Annotated in this window: 10 protein-coding genes and 1 tRNA gene; 9 read left to right on the forward strand and 2 right to left on the reverse strand. The window is 64.3% G+C overall.

All coding sequences use genetic code 11. The features are described from left to right. Positions 1-21 precede the first annotated feature (21 nt). Genes VEC01_RS18170 through VEC01_RS18180 form a run of 3 tightly spaced genes read left to right on the forward strand, consistent with a single transcriptional unit; the run spans position 22 to position 3,787 of the window. A complete protein-coding gene (locus VEC01_RS18170) occupies positions 22-1,080 on the forward strand; it encodes a microcin C ABC transporter permease YejB (RefSeq protein ID WP_324902319.1) in 1,059 nt (352 codons plus the stop codon). Further along, positions 1,077-2,174 carry an ABC transporter permease gene (locus VEC01_RS18175; protein WP_324902320.1) on the forward strand — a complete coding sequence of 366 codons (1,098 nt, stop codon included), beginning with the start codon at positions 1,077-1,079 and terminating at the stop codon, positions 2,172-2,174. Before VEC01_RS18170 ends, VEC01_RS18175 begins: the two co-directional genes overlap by 4 nt. Further along, entirely contained in the window at positions 2,171-3,787 is a 1,617-nt protein-coding gene (locus VEC01_RS18180; RefSeq protein ID WP_324902321.1) for an ABC transporter ATP-binding protein, read from the forward strand. The genes VEC01_RS18175 and VEC01_RS18180 overlap by 4 nt, the downstream gene beginning before the upstream one ends. A gap of 284 nt (positions 3,788-4,071) precedes the next feature. Here VEC01_RS18180 and VEC01_RS18185 read toward each other — a convergent pair whose 3' ends face one another. Beyond that, positions 4,072-5,565, reverse strand: a complete 1,494-nt coding sequence (locus tag VEC01_RS18185; protein ID WP_324902322.1) for a transglycosylase SLT domain-containing protein — start codon at positions 5,563-5,565, stop codon at positions 4,072-4,074. Positions 5,566-5,694: 129 nt separating this feature from the next. Beyond that, the gene (gene gloB / locus VEC01_RS18190) at positions 5,695-6,468 is read right to left on the reverse strand and encodes a hydroxyacylglutathione hydrolase (RefSeq protein WP_324902323.1); all 774 of its coding nucleotides are present in this window, start codon (positions 6,466-6,468) and stop codon (positions 5,695-5,697) included. Between the two features lie 3 nt (positions 6,469-6,471). Between gloB and VEC01_RS18195 the strand changes: the two genes are divergently transcribed. The 6 genes from VEC01_RS18195 (at position 6,472) to VEC01_RS18220 (ending at position 12,872) form a co-directional block, all read left to right on the forward strand. Beyond that, positions 6,472-7,254: a class I SAM-dependent methyltransferase gene (locus VEC01_RS18195; protein WP_324902324.1), complete on the forward strand. Its 783-nt coding sequence runs from the start codon at positions 6,472-6,474 to the stop codon at positions 7,252-7,254. 1 nt (position 7,255) lies between these two features. After that, the gene (rnhA, locus tag VEC01_RS18200) at positions 7,256-7,699 is read left to right on the forward strand and encodes a ribonuclease HI (protein WP_324902325.1); all 444 of its coding nucleotides are present in this window, start codon (positions 7,256-7,258) and stop codon (positions 7,697-7,699) included. A gap of 67 nt (positions 7,700-7,766) precedes the next feature. After that, positions 7,767-8,915 carry an efflux RND transporter periplasmic adaptor subunit gene (locus tag VEC01_RS18205; RefSeq protein WP_324902326.1) on the forward strand — a complete coding sequence of 383 codons (1,149 nt, stop codon included), beginning with the start codon at positions 7,767-7,769 and terminating at the stop codon, positions 8,913-8,915. Between the two features lie 16 nt (positions 8,916-8,931). Beyond that, positions 8,932-12,030: an efflux RND transporter permease subunit gene (locus VEC01_RS18210; protein WP_324902327.1), complete on the forward strand. Its 3,099-nt coding sequence runs from the start codon at positions 8,932-8,934 to the stop codon at positions 12,028-12,030. Between the two features lie 6 nt (positions 12,031-12,036). Further along, positions 12,037-12,756 (forward strand): DNA polymerase III subunit epsilon, encoded by a 720-nt coding sequence (gene dnaQ / locus VEC01_RS18215; RefSeq protein WP_324902328.1) that lies wholly within the window; start codon positions 12,037-12,039, stop codon positions 12,754-12,756. A gap of 41 nt (positions 12,757-12,797) precedes the next feature. Beyond that, positions 12,798-12,872 (forward strand) — tRNA-Val (locus VEC01_RS18220). The last annotated feature ends 1 nt before the right edge of the window (position 12,873 follow it).

Here is a 12,873-nt window from a genome sequence, read left to right on the forward strand (position 1 = left end):
ATTCATCATGAGGGTTGATCCATGAACTTGTGGGCTTACATTGGAAAGCGCCTGCTGCTGATGCTGCCGACGCTGTTCGGGGTGATTGCGATCACCTTCGCCGTGATCCAGTTTGTTCCCGGCGGTCCGGTCGAGCAGATGCTGTCGGAACTGAAGGGGCAGGCCGGCGCCGGCGAGGTATCGACGCGCGGGCCGTCGGAGTATCGCGGCCGGCAGGGCATCGATGCCGAACGCGTCAAGGAGATCCAGACGCTCTACGGTTTCGACAAGCCGCCGCTGGAGCGTTTCTGGCAGATGCTCAAGGGTTTCGCGACCTTCGACCTCGGCCAGAGCTTCTATCACCACAAGGATGTCTGGGACCTGGTGAAATCGAAGCTGCCGGTGTCGATCAGCCTCGGCATGTGGACCTTCTTCCTGACCTATCTCATATCGCTGCCGCTCGGCATCGCCAAGGCGGTGCGGGAGGGCAGCCGTTTCGACGTCGCCACCAGCATTGCGGTGCTGGTCGGCTATTCGATCCCCGGTTTCGTGCTGGGCGTCTTCCTGCTGGTGATGTTTGGCGGCGGCAGCTTCCTGCAATGGTTTCCGCTGCGCGGCCTGACCTCGGACAACTGGGAGCAGCTGTCCTGGTTTGGCAAGATCACCGACTATCTCTGGCACATCGCGCTGCCAGTCACCGCTTCGGTGGCCGGTTCGTTCGCGGTGATGACGATGCTGACCAAGAACACCTTCCTCGAAGAGATCCGCAAGCAGTATGTGCTGACCGCGCGCGCCAAGGGTCTGTCCGAAAAGACGGTGCTCTACAAGCACGTGTTCCGCAATGCGCTGATCCCGCTGGTGACCGGCTTTCCGGCGGCCTTCATCGGCGCCTTCTTCGCCGGCAGCCTGCTGATCGAGACCCTGTTCTCGCTCGACGGGCTCGGCCTGCTGTCCTACGAATCCGTGATCCGCCGCGATTATCCTGTGGTCATGGGCACGCTCTACCTGTTTACCCTGATCGGCCTGGTGGTCAAGCTGCTGGGCGACCTGTGCTACGTGTGGGCCGACCCGCGCGTGCAGTTTGAAAGCCTGGCCCGATGAATACCGTGACCCCCGCCTCCGCCGCCACCGCCCCCGCCGCCGCACCCGGCGCGGCCGCCGCGCCGTCGGCCGTCTCCATTTCCCCGGGCCGGCGCGTGTGGCTGCGCTTCAAGCAGGACCGGCGCGGTTACTGGAGCCTGATCATCTTCAGCGTGCTGTTTGCGATCAGCCTGGTCGCGGAAATCGTGTCCAACGACAAGCCGCTGGCGGTCGGGTACAACGGCAAGATCCTGTTCCCGATCGTGCAGACCTATTCGGAAAAGGTCTTCGGCGGCGACTTCGATTCGCCGGCCGACTACCTCGATCCCTTCATCCAGGAGCAGTTCGCGCGCGACGGCAACTGGGCGATCTACCCGCTCAACCGCTACCGTTACGACACCCTCAACTATTTCGCGAAATCGCCGAACCCGGCGCCGCCGTCCGCGGACAACTGGCTCGGCACCGACGACCGCGGGCGCGACGTGTTCGCGCGCCTGCTGTACGGCTTCCGGGTGTCGGTGCTGTTCGGCCTGGCGCTCACCATCACCGGCGTGATCCTCGGCCTGATCACCGGTGCGATACAGGGCTATTTCGCCGGCAGGGTCGACCTGTTCTTCCAGCGCTTCATGGAAATCTGGGGCTCGATGCCAGAGCTCTACCTGCTGATCATCTTCGCGTCGATCTTCGAGCCGGGCATCGGCTTGCTGCTGATCCTGTTGTCGCTGTTCGGCTGGATGGGGCTGTCGGATTACGTGCGCGCCGACTTCCTGCGCAACCGCAACCTGGAGTACGTGCAGGCCGCGCGCGCACTCGGCCTGTCCAACGGACAGATCATCTGGCGCCATGTGCTGCCCAACAGCATGACGCCGGTGGTGACCTTCCTGCCGTTCCGCATGAGCGCGGCAATCCTTGCACTGACCAGCCTCGACTTCCTCGGTCTCGGCGTGCCGCCTTCGACGCCGAGCCTGGGCGAATTGCTTGCGCAAGGCAAGAACAACCTGGACGCCTGGTGGATCGCCACCTCCACCTTTGTGGTGCTGACCATGATGCTCTTGCTGCTGACCAATATTGGCGATGCCCTGCGCAATGCGCTGGATGTGAGGAGGCAAGCATGAGCCTGCTCGAGGTGCAAAACCTGCGGGTCGATTTCGGCCAGTCGACCGTGGTCGACGACGTCAGCTTTTCGATTGCGCCGGGCGAGAAGTTCGCGCTGGTCGGAGAATCGGGTTCCGGCAAGACGGTGACCGCGCTGTCCGTGCTGCGGCTGAACCAGTACGCGCGCTATGGCGGGCGCATCCTGTTCGAGGGCAGCGACCTGCTGCAGAAGCCGGAACCGGCGATGCGGTCGGTGCGCGGCAAGGATGTCGCGATGATCTTCCAGGAGCCGATGACGGCATTGAACCCGCTGTTTACGATCGGGAACCAGATCGCGGAAGTCCTGATGCTGCACGAGGGCGTCAGCGCGAAGGAGGCGGCGCAGCGGGCGGTCGCGCTGCTCGACAAGACCGGCATTCCGGAGCCGGCGCGCCGCGCGCTCGCCTTTCCGCACCAGCTCTCCGGCGGCCAGCGCCAGCGGGCGATGATCGCGATGGCGCTGGCCTGCAGGCCGAAGCTGCTGATCGCCGACGAGCCGACCACGGCGCTTGACGTGACCATCCAGGTGCAGATTCTCGAGCTGCTGAACCAGCTGCAGCGCGAAGAGAACATGGCGGTGCTGATGATCACGCACGACCTGAACCTGGTGCGCCATTTCGCCGACCGCGTCGGCGTGATGGAAAAAGGCAAGCTGATCGAAACCGCGAGCACGCGCGACCTGTTCGCGCAACCGCGCGAGCCCTATACCCGCAAGCTGCTCGGCAGCCGTCCGCAACGCGTGGTGGACACCGTCGACCAGGGCGCGCCGGCGCTGTTGACCGCCGAGCGGGTGCGCTGCACCTTCTCGATCCCGCGCGGCTGGTTCAAGAAGACGGAGTTCGTCGCCGTCGATGCGGTCGACGTGCAGCTCAAGGCGCATGAGACGCTGGGCATCGTCGGCGAATCGGGCTCGGGCAAATCGACGCTCGGAATGGCATTGCTGCGCTTGTCGGCGGCCCAGGTCCAGGGGAAGATCGCGTTCCTCGGCAAGCCGATCAGCGAGATGTCGAGCACGGCGCTGCGGCCGATGCGCGCCAGGATGCAGGTGGTGTTCCAGGACCCGTTCGCGTCGCTGTCGCCGCGCCGCACCATCGAGCAGATCGTCGGCGAAGGCCTGGCGCTGCACCAGCCGCAGCTCGGGCGCGAGAAGATACGCGAGGCGGTCGCCAATGCGCTTGCCGAGGTCGGGCTGGTGCCGCAGATGATGTCGCGCTATCCGCACGAATTTTCGGGCGGCCAGCGCCAGCGCATCGCGATCGCGCGCACGCTGGTCCTGAAGCCCGAGCTGATCCTGCTTGACGAGCCGACCTCGGCGCTGGACGTGTCGGTGCAGCAGCAGGTGCTGCTGCTGCTGGCCGAACTGCAGCGCAAGTACGGCATGGCCTATCTCTTCATCAGTCACGACCTCGCGGTGATCCGCGCGATGGCGCACAGGGTGATGGTGATGAAGGACGGGAAAGTGGTGGAAAGCGGGACGACCGAGGAAGTGCTGTCGCGTCCGAAGCAACCCTATACGCAGCGGCTGCTGGCGGCGGCGACGTATTCCACGCTGAGCAGCGCGGTGCCGGAGAGCGAGAAGGTCGGGTTGACCTGAAAGCAGGGCGGCTGTTGCGGTGAAACGGGGCGCGGCCGTGGCGGTGAAATGCAGGCTGGCTGTTGCGGTGAAATGCGGGCTGGCAAACGAATCCGGGCCTGTCCTTTCCCCGTCGCCCCCGCGAAGGCGGGGGGCATAACCCGGTAATAAAATCCGCAGGCCTCACAAGCAGAATCCGGCGCCACGCCCGGCGTTAAGCGCCGGTGCGGGCACAACTGGGTGGGCCTCCAGCAGGACCGGCTTGCCGGGCCCGCGTGCGAACCAGGCCCGCCGCAGAACGCCGGCTAGCGCTTCTTCGGCTTCGCCGCCGCCTTGGCCTTGCGTGGCGCCGGCGCGGCCTTGCGGTGGGTCGTGCCGCCGCTGCGCGATACCTGCCGGGTCGCCGGCTTCGCCGCTGCCTTGTTTGGCACATTCAGCTCCAGGCTCGTGCCCGCCGCCACCTTGTCCTGTTTCAGGTCGTTCCACGACTTGATCTGGGCGACGCTGACCCGGTGCCGCTTCGCGATCGATGCAAGGTTGTCCTTCTTGCCCACCTTCACGTAAATCTTGCGGGTCTCCGGCACGTCCGGTGCGGTGACCAGTCTGGCGGTATCGATCAGTTCCGGCGCAATGTCCTTGTCCGGTGCGTGATCGTTGCGTGGAACCAGTACGGTCGACCCTGCCGCCACCGCCATCTTCGGCGGGATGTTGTTCGCTTCGCGGATGACCTCCGGCGTGGTGCCGAACTTCTTCGCGATGCTGGCAATGCTTTCCCGGGCGTTCGTGACCTTGTGGGCAGTCCACGAGGAAAGCGCCCGTCCCCAACGCGCCAGGTTGGACTTGAATTTTTCCGCGTTGCTTTGGGGAAGGAGGATCTGCGTGCCGGAACCGGCCGGAATGACCGGGCGGTTGAACTGCGGATTGAGCGCCTTGAATTCCTCGATCGACAGCTCGGCCAGTTGCGCGGCGACTTTGACGTCGATGTCCCGCGTCTTGCCGATGGTGACGAAATACGGCTGGTTGTCGACCTTGGGCAGCGCCAGGCCGTACTCGGCCGGCGACGCGATGATGTTCTTTACCGCCTGCAGCTTCGGCACGTAGTTGCGCGTTTCCTGCGGCATGTACTGCGACAGCGTGTTGAAATCCTGCGGCAGGCCGGCCGCGCGCGCCTTGTTGATCGCCCGCTGCACCGAACCCTCGCCCCAGTTGTACGCCGCCAGCGCGAGCTGCCAGTCGCCGAACATGCCGTACAGCCGCTGCAGATAGGTCAGCGCGGCATCGGTCGAGGCCAGGATGTTGCGGCGCTCGTCCTTGAACATGCTTTGGGTCAGGTTGTAGTCGCGGCCGGTGGACGGGATGAACTGCCACATGCCGGCAGCATGCGCGGTCGAGTAGGCCTGCGGATTGAATGCCGATTCGATGAAGGGCAGCAGCGCCAGCTCGGTCGGCATGTTGCGCTTTTCCAGCTCCTGCACCACATGGAACAGGTAGCGCGATGCGCGCGTGGTGGTGCGCTGGATGTAATCCGGCCGCGAGCTGTACCACTGGATGTGGTTGGCGACCAGCGGATTGTCCAGGTCGGGAATGCCGAAGCCCTTGCGGATGCGCCCCCAGACGTCGACTTCCTCCATCGCCAGCACCTGGGCGAGCGGATCATCCGGATCGTACGGCCGCTCGATCGCCGACACCTGCGACCAGTTATATAAGGGAAGGGAAAGATCCGCGGCCTGCGCCGCCACGGGCGCCCCGAGGACGAGGATCGCTGCCAGAGTCAGTTTTCTTATTTTCAGCCGCTGCATGAGTCCTCGCTTGCTGTTATATGGTCCGGCGATCGTCGCGCCGGTAAATCGATGGAGTTTACGTAATGGTATTTTCCTGCGTCAAGAATTACTGGTTTTATTGCAAAAAAAGCAATGAATGCCGGTGCCTTAACGGTAGGAATTCTTCCACCCGCGTAAGGCCGCAAAAACGGCAATTGGTTCCCTGCTGGAAAGATGTCCTGCGGCAATCAGCCTGTCGGCGATATGCTGCTCCCGGAACCGGAGAAACGGATTTGTTTCTTTTTCAATACCGACGGTGGAAGGCACGGTCGGTTCTCCGCGGTCGCGCTTGGCTTGCTCGCGTTCAATGCGCGCCTTCAACGCCATATTATCCGGCTCGACTTCGTTAGCAAAGCGTAAATTTGCCAAGGTGTACTCGTGCGCGCAGAAGATTTGCGTTTGCTCAGGAAGCCCGGCGAGTTTTTCCAGGGATTCCGCCATCTGATCAGGCGTACCCTCGAACAGCCGGCCGCAGCCGCCGGCAAACAGCGTGTCGCCGCAGAAGAGCCAATCTTGCTCCCTTGCATGATAGGCAATATGTCCGCTGGTGTGGCCGGGCACGTCGAGGACGGACAATTGCACGCCGATGCCCGGCACCGTCACACGGTTGCCTTCGCCCAGCGGATGCGTGATCTGCGGAATGTTCTCGCCGCGCGGCCCGAATACCGGCACCGGGAAACGCTGCAGCAGCGCCGGAACCCCGCCGACATGGTCAGCATGATGATGTGTCAGTAGAATAGCGGCCAAGGCAAGGCGGTTTTCCGCCAGTGCGGAGAGGATGGGCACCGCGTCGCCCGGGTCAACGACTGCGGCATGCACGCCATCGTGGATCAGCCACAGGTAGTTGTCCTGAAACGCCGGTACAGTCAATATTTTCAACATACGATGGAACGTCCTTCCGCTGAAAGACCCATTATAGCCCTCGGTCCCTGGCTCGAAACGCCGACCGGCGGCTATGTGCGCGCCTGGCAGCAGCAGCGCCTCGATATGCTCACGGCGGACATTTTCGGATTCAACGCGGTGCAGATCGGGCTGCCGCAGGTCAATGCGTTGCAGGCGAACCGGATGCCCAACCGCTGGCTGACCGACACCCACTTGCCGGCCGAGATGCACGATGGCAGCAAGTCGCCGGTGGTGCTGGTGCATGATTTCACCGAATTGCCGTTCGCGTCGCAGAGCCTGGACCTGGTGGTGCTGCCGCACGTGCTGGAATTCGCAAGCGAGCCGCACCAGGTGCTGCGCGAAGTGGAACGCGTGCTGCGGCCGGAAGGCCAGGTGATCATCACCGGCTTCAACCCGGCCAGCCTGTGGGGTCTGCGCCAGGTGGCCGGGCGCATCACGGGAGCCCATTTTCTGCCGCAGGATGGGGAATTCATCAGCCTGCCGCGCCTCAAGGACTGGCTCAAGCTCCTCAACATGGAAGTCAACCGCGGCCATTTCGGCTGCTATGCGCCGCCCTGCCTCACGGAGAAATGGCTGAACCGCTTCGCGTTCATGGACAGGATGGGGGAGCGCTGGTGGCCTTTCCTCGGCGCCATGTACGTGGTCCAGGCGATCAAGCGCGTCCGCGGCATGCGGCTGGTCGGACCCGCATGGACGAGAAAGCCGGCGACGGCCCGGCAGGGCGTGCCGGCGACCAATCGAATCAACAAGAACGAACACCTATAAGATGGAAAAAGTGGAAATATTCACCGACGGGGCATGCAAGGGAAATCCCGGCCCGGGCGGCTGGGGCGCATTGCTGGTTGCCGGCGCGCACAAGAAGGAAATGTATGGCGGGGAGCTGAACACCACCAACAACCGGATGGAACTCAGAGCGGTGATCGAAGCGCTGTCGGCGCTCAAGCGGCCCTGCGACGTTATCGTGCATACCGACAGCCAGTACGTGCAGAAGGGCATCAGCGAGTGGATCCACGGCTGGAAGGCACGCGGCTGGAAGACCGCGTCGAAGGAGCCGGTGAAGAACGCGGACCTGTGGCAGGCGCTTGATGCCGCACAGTCCCAGCACCAAATCGAATGGCGCTGGGTCAAAGGTCATGCGGGACACGATGGCAACGAACGCGCGGATGCGCTGGCCAACCTCGGCGTCGCGTCCGTCGCACGATCCGCTTGAGCTTGTGCTACATTCGCCAGGAGCAACTTTTGTTGCTATCTGACAAATTACCATTCCATTCTTCCAGATGAATCCTCGGAGACTCCTGTACCCCGCCGTCGCGGCGATCGGCATTTCCGCGCTTGGCGGCTATGCGTATTATGTGCAGCGGCAGCCGCAGGGGCCGACAGAACAGAAGGCGGTGGGAGGCGCCGCGGCGCCGGCAACGGCGGGCGCGGCCAGGGCGGCCGGCCCGATCTCGGTCGACGTCGGCAAGGTCGTCGGCATGAAGCTGGTGGACGACATCAATGCGGTCGGCACGGTGCGCTCGAATGAATCCGTGATCCTCCGGCCGGAAGTCTCCGGCCGCATCGTCAAGCTCAATTTCGCCGATGGCCAGCAGGTGAAGAAAGGGCAGCTGCTGGTCGGCTTCGATTCCACCGTGAACCAGGCGGAAGTGCGGCAGGCCAAGGCCGAACTCGGCATCGCCAGGGCGAACTACGAGCGCACGGTGGACCTGGCCAAGCAGAAATTCATTTCCGAGCGCGCGCGCGACGAATCGCAGGCCAATGTGCAGGTGCTGGAAGCCAAGCTGGCGCTGGCAGAAGCGCGACTGTCCAAGCTCGAAATCCGCGCGCCGTTTTCCGGCATCGTCGGCATCCGCACCGTCAGCGTCGGCGATTACGTGAAGGACGGCACCGACCTGGTGAACCTGGAAGACATTTCCAGCGTCAAGGTCGATTTCCGCGTGCCGGAGCGTTATGTCGACCAGGTGCAGAAGGGCCAGGCCATCGAAGTCACCGTCGACGCGCTGCCCGGCCGGCCGTTCCGCGCTCGGGTCGACGCCATCGATCCGCAGGTCGACAGCTCCGGCCGTTCCGCGCTGCTGCGCGGACGCATCGACAACCAGGAGAGCAAGCTCAAGCCCGGCATGTTCGCGCGGGTGCGCCTGATCCTGGCCGAGCGCGACAACGCGCTGGTGGTGCCGGAAGAGGCGATCGTCCCGCAGGGCGACAAGTTCGTCGTATGGAAGATCGTCGACAACAAGGCGGTGCGCACCGAGGTCAAGACCGGCTTGCGGCGCGCGGCGAAGGTCGAGATCGTGCAGGGCCTGCAGGCCGGCGACCTGGTCGTCACCGCGGGCCAGGTCCGCCTGTCGAAGGACGGCACGCCGGTGCGCGTGGCCGAAGGCGGCGGCGAACAGAAACCGGCCGACGGCGTTCCTGCCAAGAGCTGACCGGAGCGAATCGATCATGATGTTATCCGACGTCTGCATCCGCCGTCCCGTGTTTGCGACGGTGATGTCGCTCATCATCCTGCTGGTCGGCCTGGTGTGCTACAAGCGGCTGGCGGTGCGCGAATACCCGAAGATCGACGAGCCGGTGGTCACGGTCGAAACCCGCTACCCTGGCGCGAGTTCGGAGATCGTCGAATCGCAGGTCACCAAGCCGCTCGAGGATTCGATCGCCGGCATCGACGGCATCGACGTGCTGACCTCGATCTCGCGCGCCGAGCAAAGCCAGATCACGGTGCGTTTCCGACTCGAAAAGGATCCCGACTCCGGCGCCAATGACGTGCGCGACCGGGTGTCGCGGGTGCGCTCCAAGATGCCGCAGACGATCGAGGAACCGGTGATCGCCAAGGTCGAAGCTGACGCCAGCCCGATCATCTGGCTCTCGTTCGCCAGCGAAAAGATGTCGCAGCTGGACCTGACCGACATCGCCAACCGGATCGTCAAGCCGCGCCTGCAGCTTCTGCCTGGCGCGGCCGACGTGCGCATCAGCGGCGAACGCCGGTACGCGATGCGCATCTGGCTCAACCGCGACCGGCTGGCTTCCTACCGCTTGACGCCGGCCGACGTGGAAGACGCGCTGCGCCGGCAGAACATCGAAGTGCCGGCCGGGCGCATCGAGTCGCGCCAGCGGGAATTCTCGGTGGTGTCGCAGACCGACCTGACCACGCCGGAGCAGTTCGAGAACGTCATCGTGCGCAGCGTCAACGGCTATGCGGTGCGTATCCGGGACGTCGCCAGCGTCGAGGTGGGCCCGGCGGCGGAGCGCACTTCGGTGCGCTTCAACGGACAGAATGCGGTCGCGCTCGGCGTGATCCGGCAGGCGACCGCCAATCCGCTGGAGCTGGCCGGCTATGTGAAGGCCGAGTTGCCGAAACTGAACGAGGAACTGGCGCCGCAAGGCGTGCAGATCGCGATTTCGGTGGACAACACCCAGTTCATCGACCGCTCGATCAAGTCGGTCTACACCACCATCGGCGAGGCGATCGTGCTGGTGGCGCTGGTGATTTTCGTGTTCCTGCGCTCCTTGCGCGCGTCCATCATCCCGCTGGTGACGATCCCGGTATCGCTGATCGGCTCGTTTGCGCTGATGACGCTGGCCGGCTTCACCATCAATACGCTCACGCTGCTGGCGCTGGTGCTGGCGATCGGCCTGGTGGTCGACGACGCGATCGTGGTGCTGGAAAACATCTACCGCCACGTCGAAGAGGGGATGAAACCGTTCGAGGCGGCCCTGAAGGGCGCCAGGGAAATCGGCTTCGCGGTGGTGGCGATGACGCTCACGCTGGCGGCGGTGTATGCGCCGGTGGCGTTTACGCCCGGCCGCACCGGGCGCCTGTTCGTCGAATTCGCGCTGACGCTGGCCGGCGCGGTGATCGTGTCCGGCTTTGTCGCGCTGACGCTGTCGCCGATGATGTGTTCGATCATGCTCAAGCATCAGGAGAAGCATGGGGCGGTCTACCGCGCGATCGAAAACGTGCTCAATGGAGTCACCTCCGCCTACCGCCGCCTGCTCACGCTGACGCTGTCGGCACGCTGGCTGGTCATCGCGCTGTACCTGGTGGTGATCGGCGCGCTGGTGTGGCTGGGCACCAGCATGAAGAAGGAACTCGCGCCGATCGAGGACCGCGGCACCATCTTTACCGCGCTGACCGGGCCGGATGGCGCATCGCTGGCATACACCGAGAAGTACGCGCGCCGGCTGGAACAGATCGCCGCCGACATTCCGGAAATCGACCGTGTTTTCGTGATCGCCGGCAACCCCACCGTCGAGCGCGGCGTCGCATTCTTCCGCACCGTCGACTGGAGCCAGCGCGAGCGCAAGACGGTCGACATGATCAAGGAAATGCAGCCCAAGATGGCTGCCGTTCCCGGCGTGCTCGCGTTCCCGAACGCACCGCCCTCGCTCGGGCAGAACATCCGCGAGCGCCCGGTCAGCCTGGTGGTGATGACCAACGAACCGTATGAAGACCTGCAGCGCATGGTGCAGCAGATCGTCACGGAAGCGAGCAAGAACCCGGGGCTGTCCAATATCGACACCGACCTGCGCCTGAACAAGCCGCAGGTCAACGTCGAAGTCGACCGCGACAAGGCGGCCGACGCCGGCGTGCAGATCGAGACGGTCGGCCGCACGCTGGAAACCATGCTCGGTGGACGCAACGTGACCCGTTTCAAGAAGGGCAGCGACCAGTACGACGTGGTGGTGCAGATCCGCAACGGCGAGCGCGACGCGCCGGATGACATCAACAACATCTTCGTGCGCGCCACCGGCAAGAACGGCGCGCCGGAACAGATGGTGCCGCTGTCGAGCCTGCTGAAGGTGCGCGAAACCGTGGCGCCGCGCGAGCTGAACCACTTCGGGCAGCGCCGCGCGGCGATCATTTCGGCCAATCTCGCCAACGGCTACACGCAGGGCGAAGCGATCGAGTTCATGGAAGCGACCGCGCGCGGCGTGCTCAAGCCCGGCTATGCGACCGACCTGTCCGGCTCTTCCCGCGAGTACCGCTCGTCCTCCGGCAGCCTGGCGCTGACCTTCGTGCTGGCGCTGGCCTTCATCTACCTGGTGCTGGCGGCGCAGTTCGAGAGCTTCGTCGACCCGTTCATCATCATGCTGACGGTGCCCTTGTCGATGGCCGGCGCGCTGGCGGCGCTGCAGTGGAGCGGCGGCACGCTCAACGTGTACAGCCAGATCGGCCTGATCACGCTGGTCGGCCTGATCACCAAGCACGGCATCCTGATCGTGGAGTTCACCAACCAGCTGCGCGAGCAGGGCAGGGACATCCGCGAAGCCGTGGTGGAAGCGGCGATCCTGCGCCTGCGGCCGATCCTGATGACCACCGGCGCGATGGTGCTGGGCGCGGTGCCGCTGGCGCTGGCCACCGGCGCCGGCGCGGAATCGCGGGTCCAGATCGGCTGGGTGATCGTCGGCGGCATGAGCTTCGGCACGCTGCTTACGCTGTTCGTCGTCCCGACCTTCTACACTTTCTTCGCGCGCGGAAAAAAAACTGTCGGAACCGTTGCCGCTCACGGCCCGGCGCATGCGCCGGCCGCGATACAATAAGCCACCATGCGACAAATCGTACTCGACACCGAAACTACCGGCCTGAACCCGCGCTCCGGCGACCGCATCATCGAGATCGGCTGCGTGGAGATCGTGAACCGGCGCCTGACCGGCAACAATTTTCACCACTACATCAACCCGGAGCGCGATTCGGAAGAGGGCGCGCTCGCGGTGCACGGCCTGACCACCGAATTCCTGAGCGACAAGCCCAAGTTCGCCGAAATCGCCGACGAACTGCGCGACTACGTGCGCGACGCGGAAATCATCATCCACAACGCCCCGTTCGACCTCGCCTTCCTGGACGCGGAATTCGACCGCCTCGGTTTTCCGCGCTTTGTCGAGCACGTCGCGATGGTGACCGACACCCTGGTGCAGGCCAAGGAGATGCACCCCGGAAAACGCAACTCGCTGGATTCGCTCTGCGACCGCTACGGCATCTCGAACGCGCACCGCGCGCTGCACGGCGCGCTGCTGGACGCCGAACTGCTGGCCGAGGTGTACCTGGCGATGACGCGCGGCCAGAACAGCCTGACGATCGACCTCGCCGCGCCTGAAGCCGGAGCTGAAGCGGAGCAGATGGTGGAAGTCGTCTCGCTTGCGGAAATCGTGATCCTGACTGCATCCGAAGCGGAGCTCGCGGAGCACGAGGCCTTGCTCGACCGCCTCGACAAGGAAGTCAAGGGCAAATGCCTCTGGCGCTTCGAGCCGGAAAGCGCGGCAAGTTAGTTGATTCCCTGCAGCGACTGTGCCATAATGCGCACCTTCTCGGACGGTTAGCTCAGGGGTAGAGCACTGCCTTCACACGGCAGGGGTCACTGGTTCAATCCCAGTACCGTCCACCAG

Source organism: Noviherbaspirillum sp., from assembly GCF_035627455.1.
Lineage (GTDB): Bacteria > Pseudomonadota > Gammaproteobacteria > Burkholderiales > Burkholderiaceae_D > Noviherbaspirillum.

What these genes read in the sequence shown, in the direction of transcription:
- VEC01_RS18170 (WP_324902319.1), top strand. Translation starts at nt 22, where the DNA reads ATGAACTTGTGGGCTTACATTGGAAAGCGCCTGCTGCTGATGCTGCCG.
- VEC01_RS18205 (WP_324902326.1), top strand. Translation starts at nt 7,767, where the DNA reads ATGAATCCTCGGAGACTCCTGTACCCCGCCGTCGCGGCGATCGGCATT.
- gloB (WP_324902323.1), bottom strand. Translation starts at nt 6,468, where the DNA reads ATGTTGAAAATATTGACTGTACCGGCGTTTCAGGACAACTACCTGTGG.
- dnaQ (WP_324902328.1), top strand. Translation starts at nt 12,037, where the DNA reads ATGCGACAAATCGTACTCGACACCGAAACTACCGGCCTGAACCCGCGC.
- VEC01_RS18175 (WP_324902320.1), top strand. Translation starts at nt 1,077, where the DNA reads ATGAATACCGTGACCCCCGCCTCCGCCGCCACCGCCCCCGCCGCCGCA.
- VEC01_RS18210 (WP_324902327.1), top strand. Translation starts at nt 8,932, where the DNA reads ATGATGTTATCCGACGTCTGCATCCGCCGTCCCGTGTTTGCGACGGTG.
- VEC01_RS18185 (WP_324902322.1), bottom strand. Translation starts at nt 5,565, where the DNA reads ATGCAGCGGCTGAAAATAAGAAAACTGACTCTGGCAGCGATCCTCGTC.
- rnhA (WP_324902325.1), top strand. Translation starts at nt 7,256, where the DNA reads ATGGAAAAAGTGGAAATATTCACCGACGGGGCATGCAAGGGAAATCCC.
- VEC01_RS18180 (WP_324902321.1), top strand. Translation starts at nt 2,171, where the DNA reads ATGAGCCTGCTCGAGGTGCAAAACCTGCGGGTCGATTTCGGCCAGTCG.
- VEC01_RS18195 (WP_324902324.1), top strand. Translation starts at nt 6,472, where the DNA reads ATGGAACGTCCTTCCGCTGAAAGACCCATTATAGCCCTCGGTCCCTGG.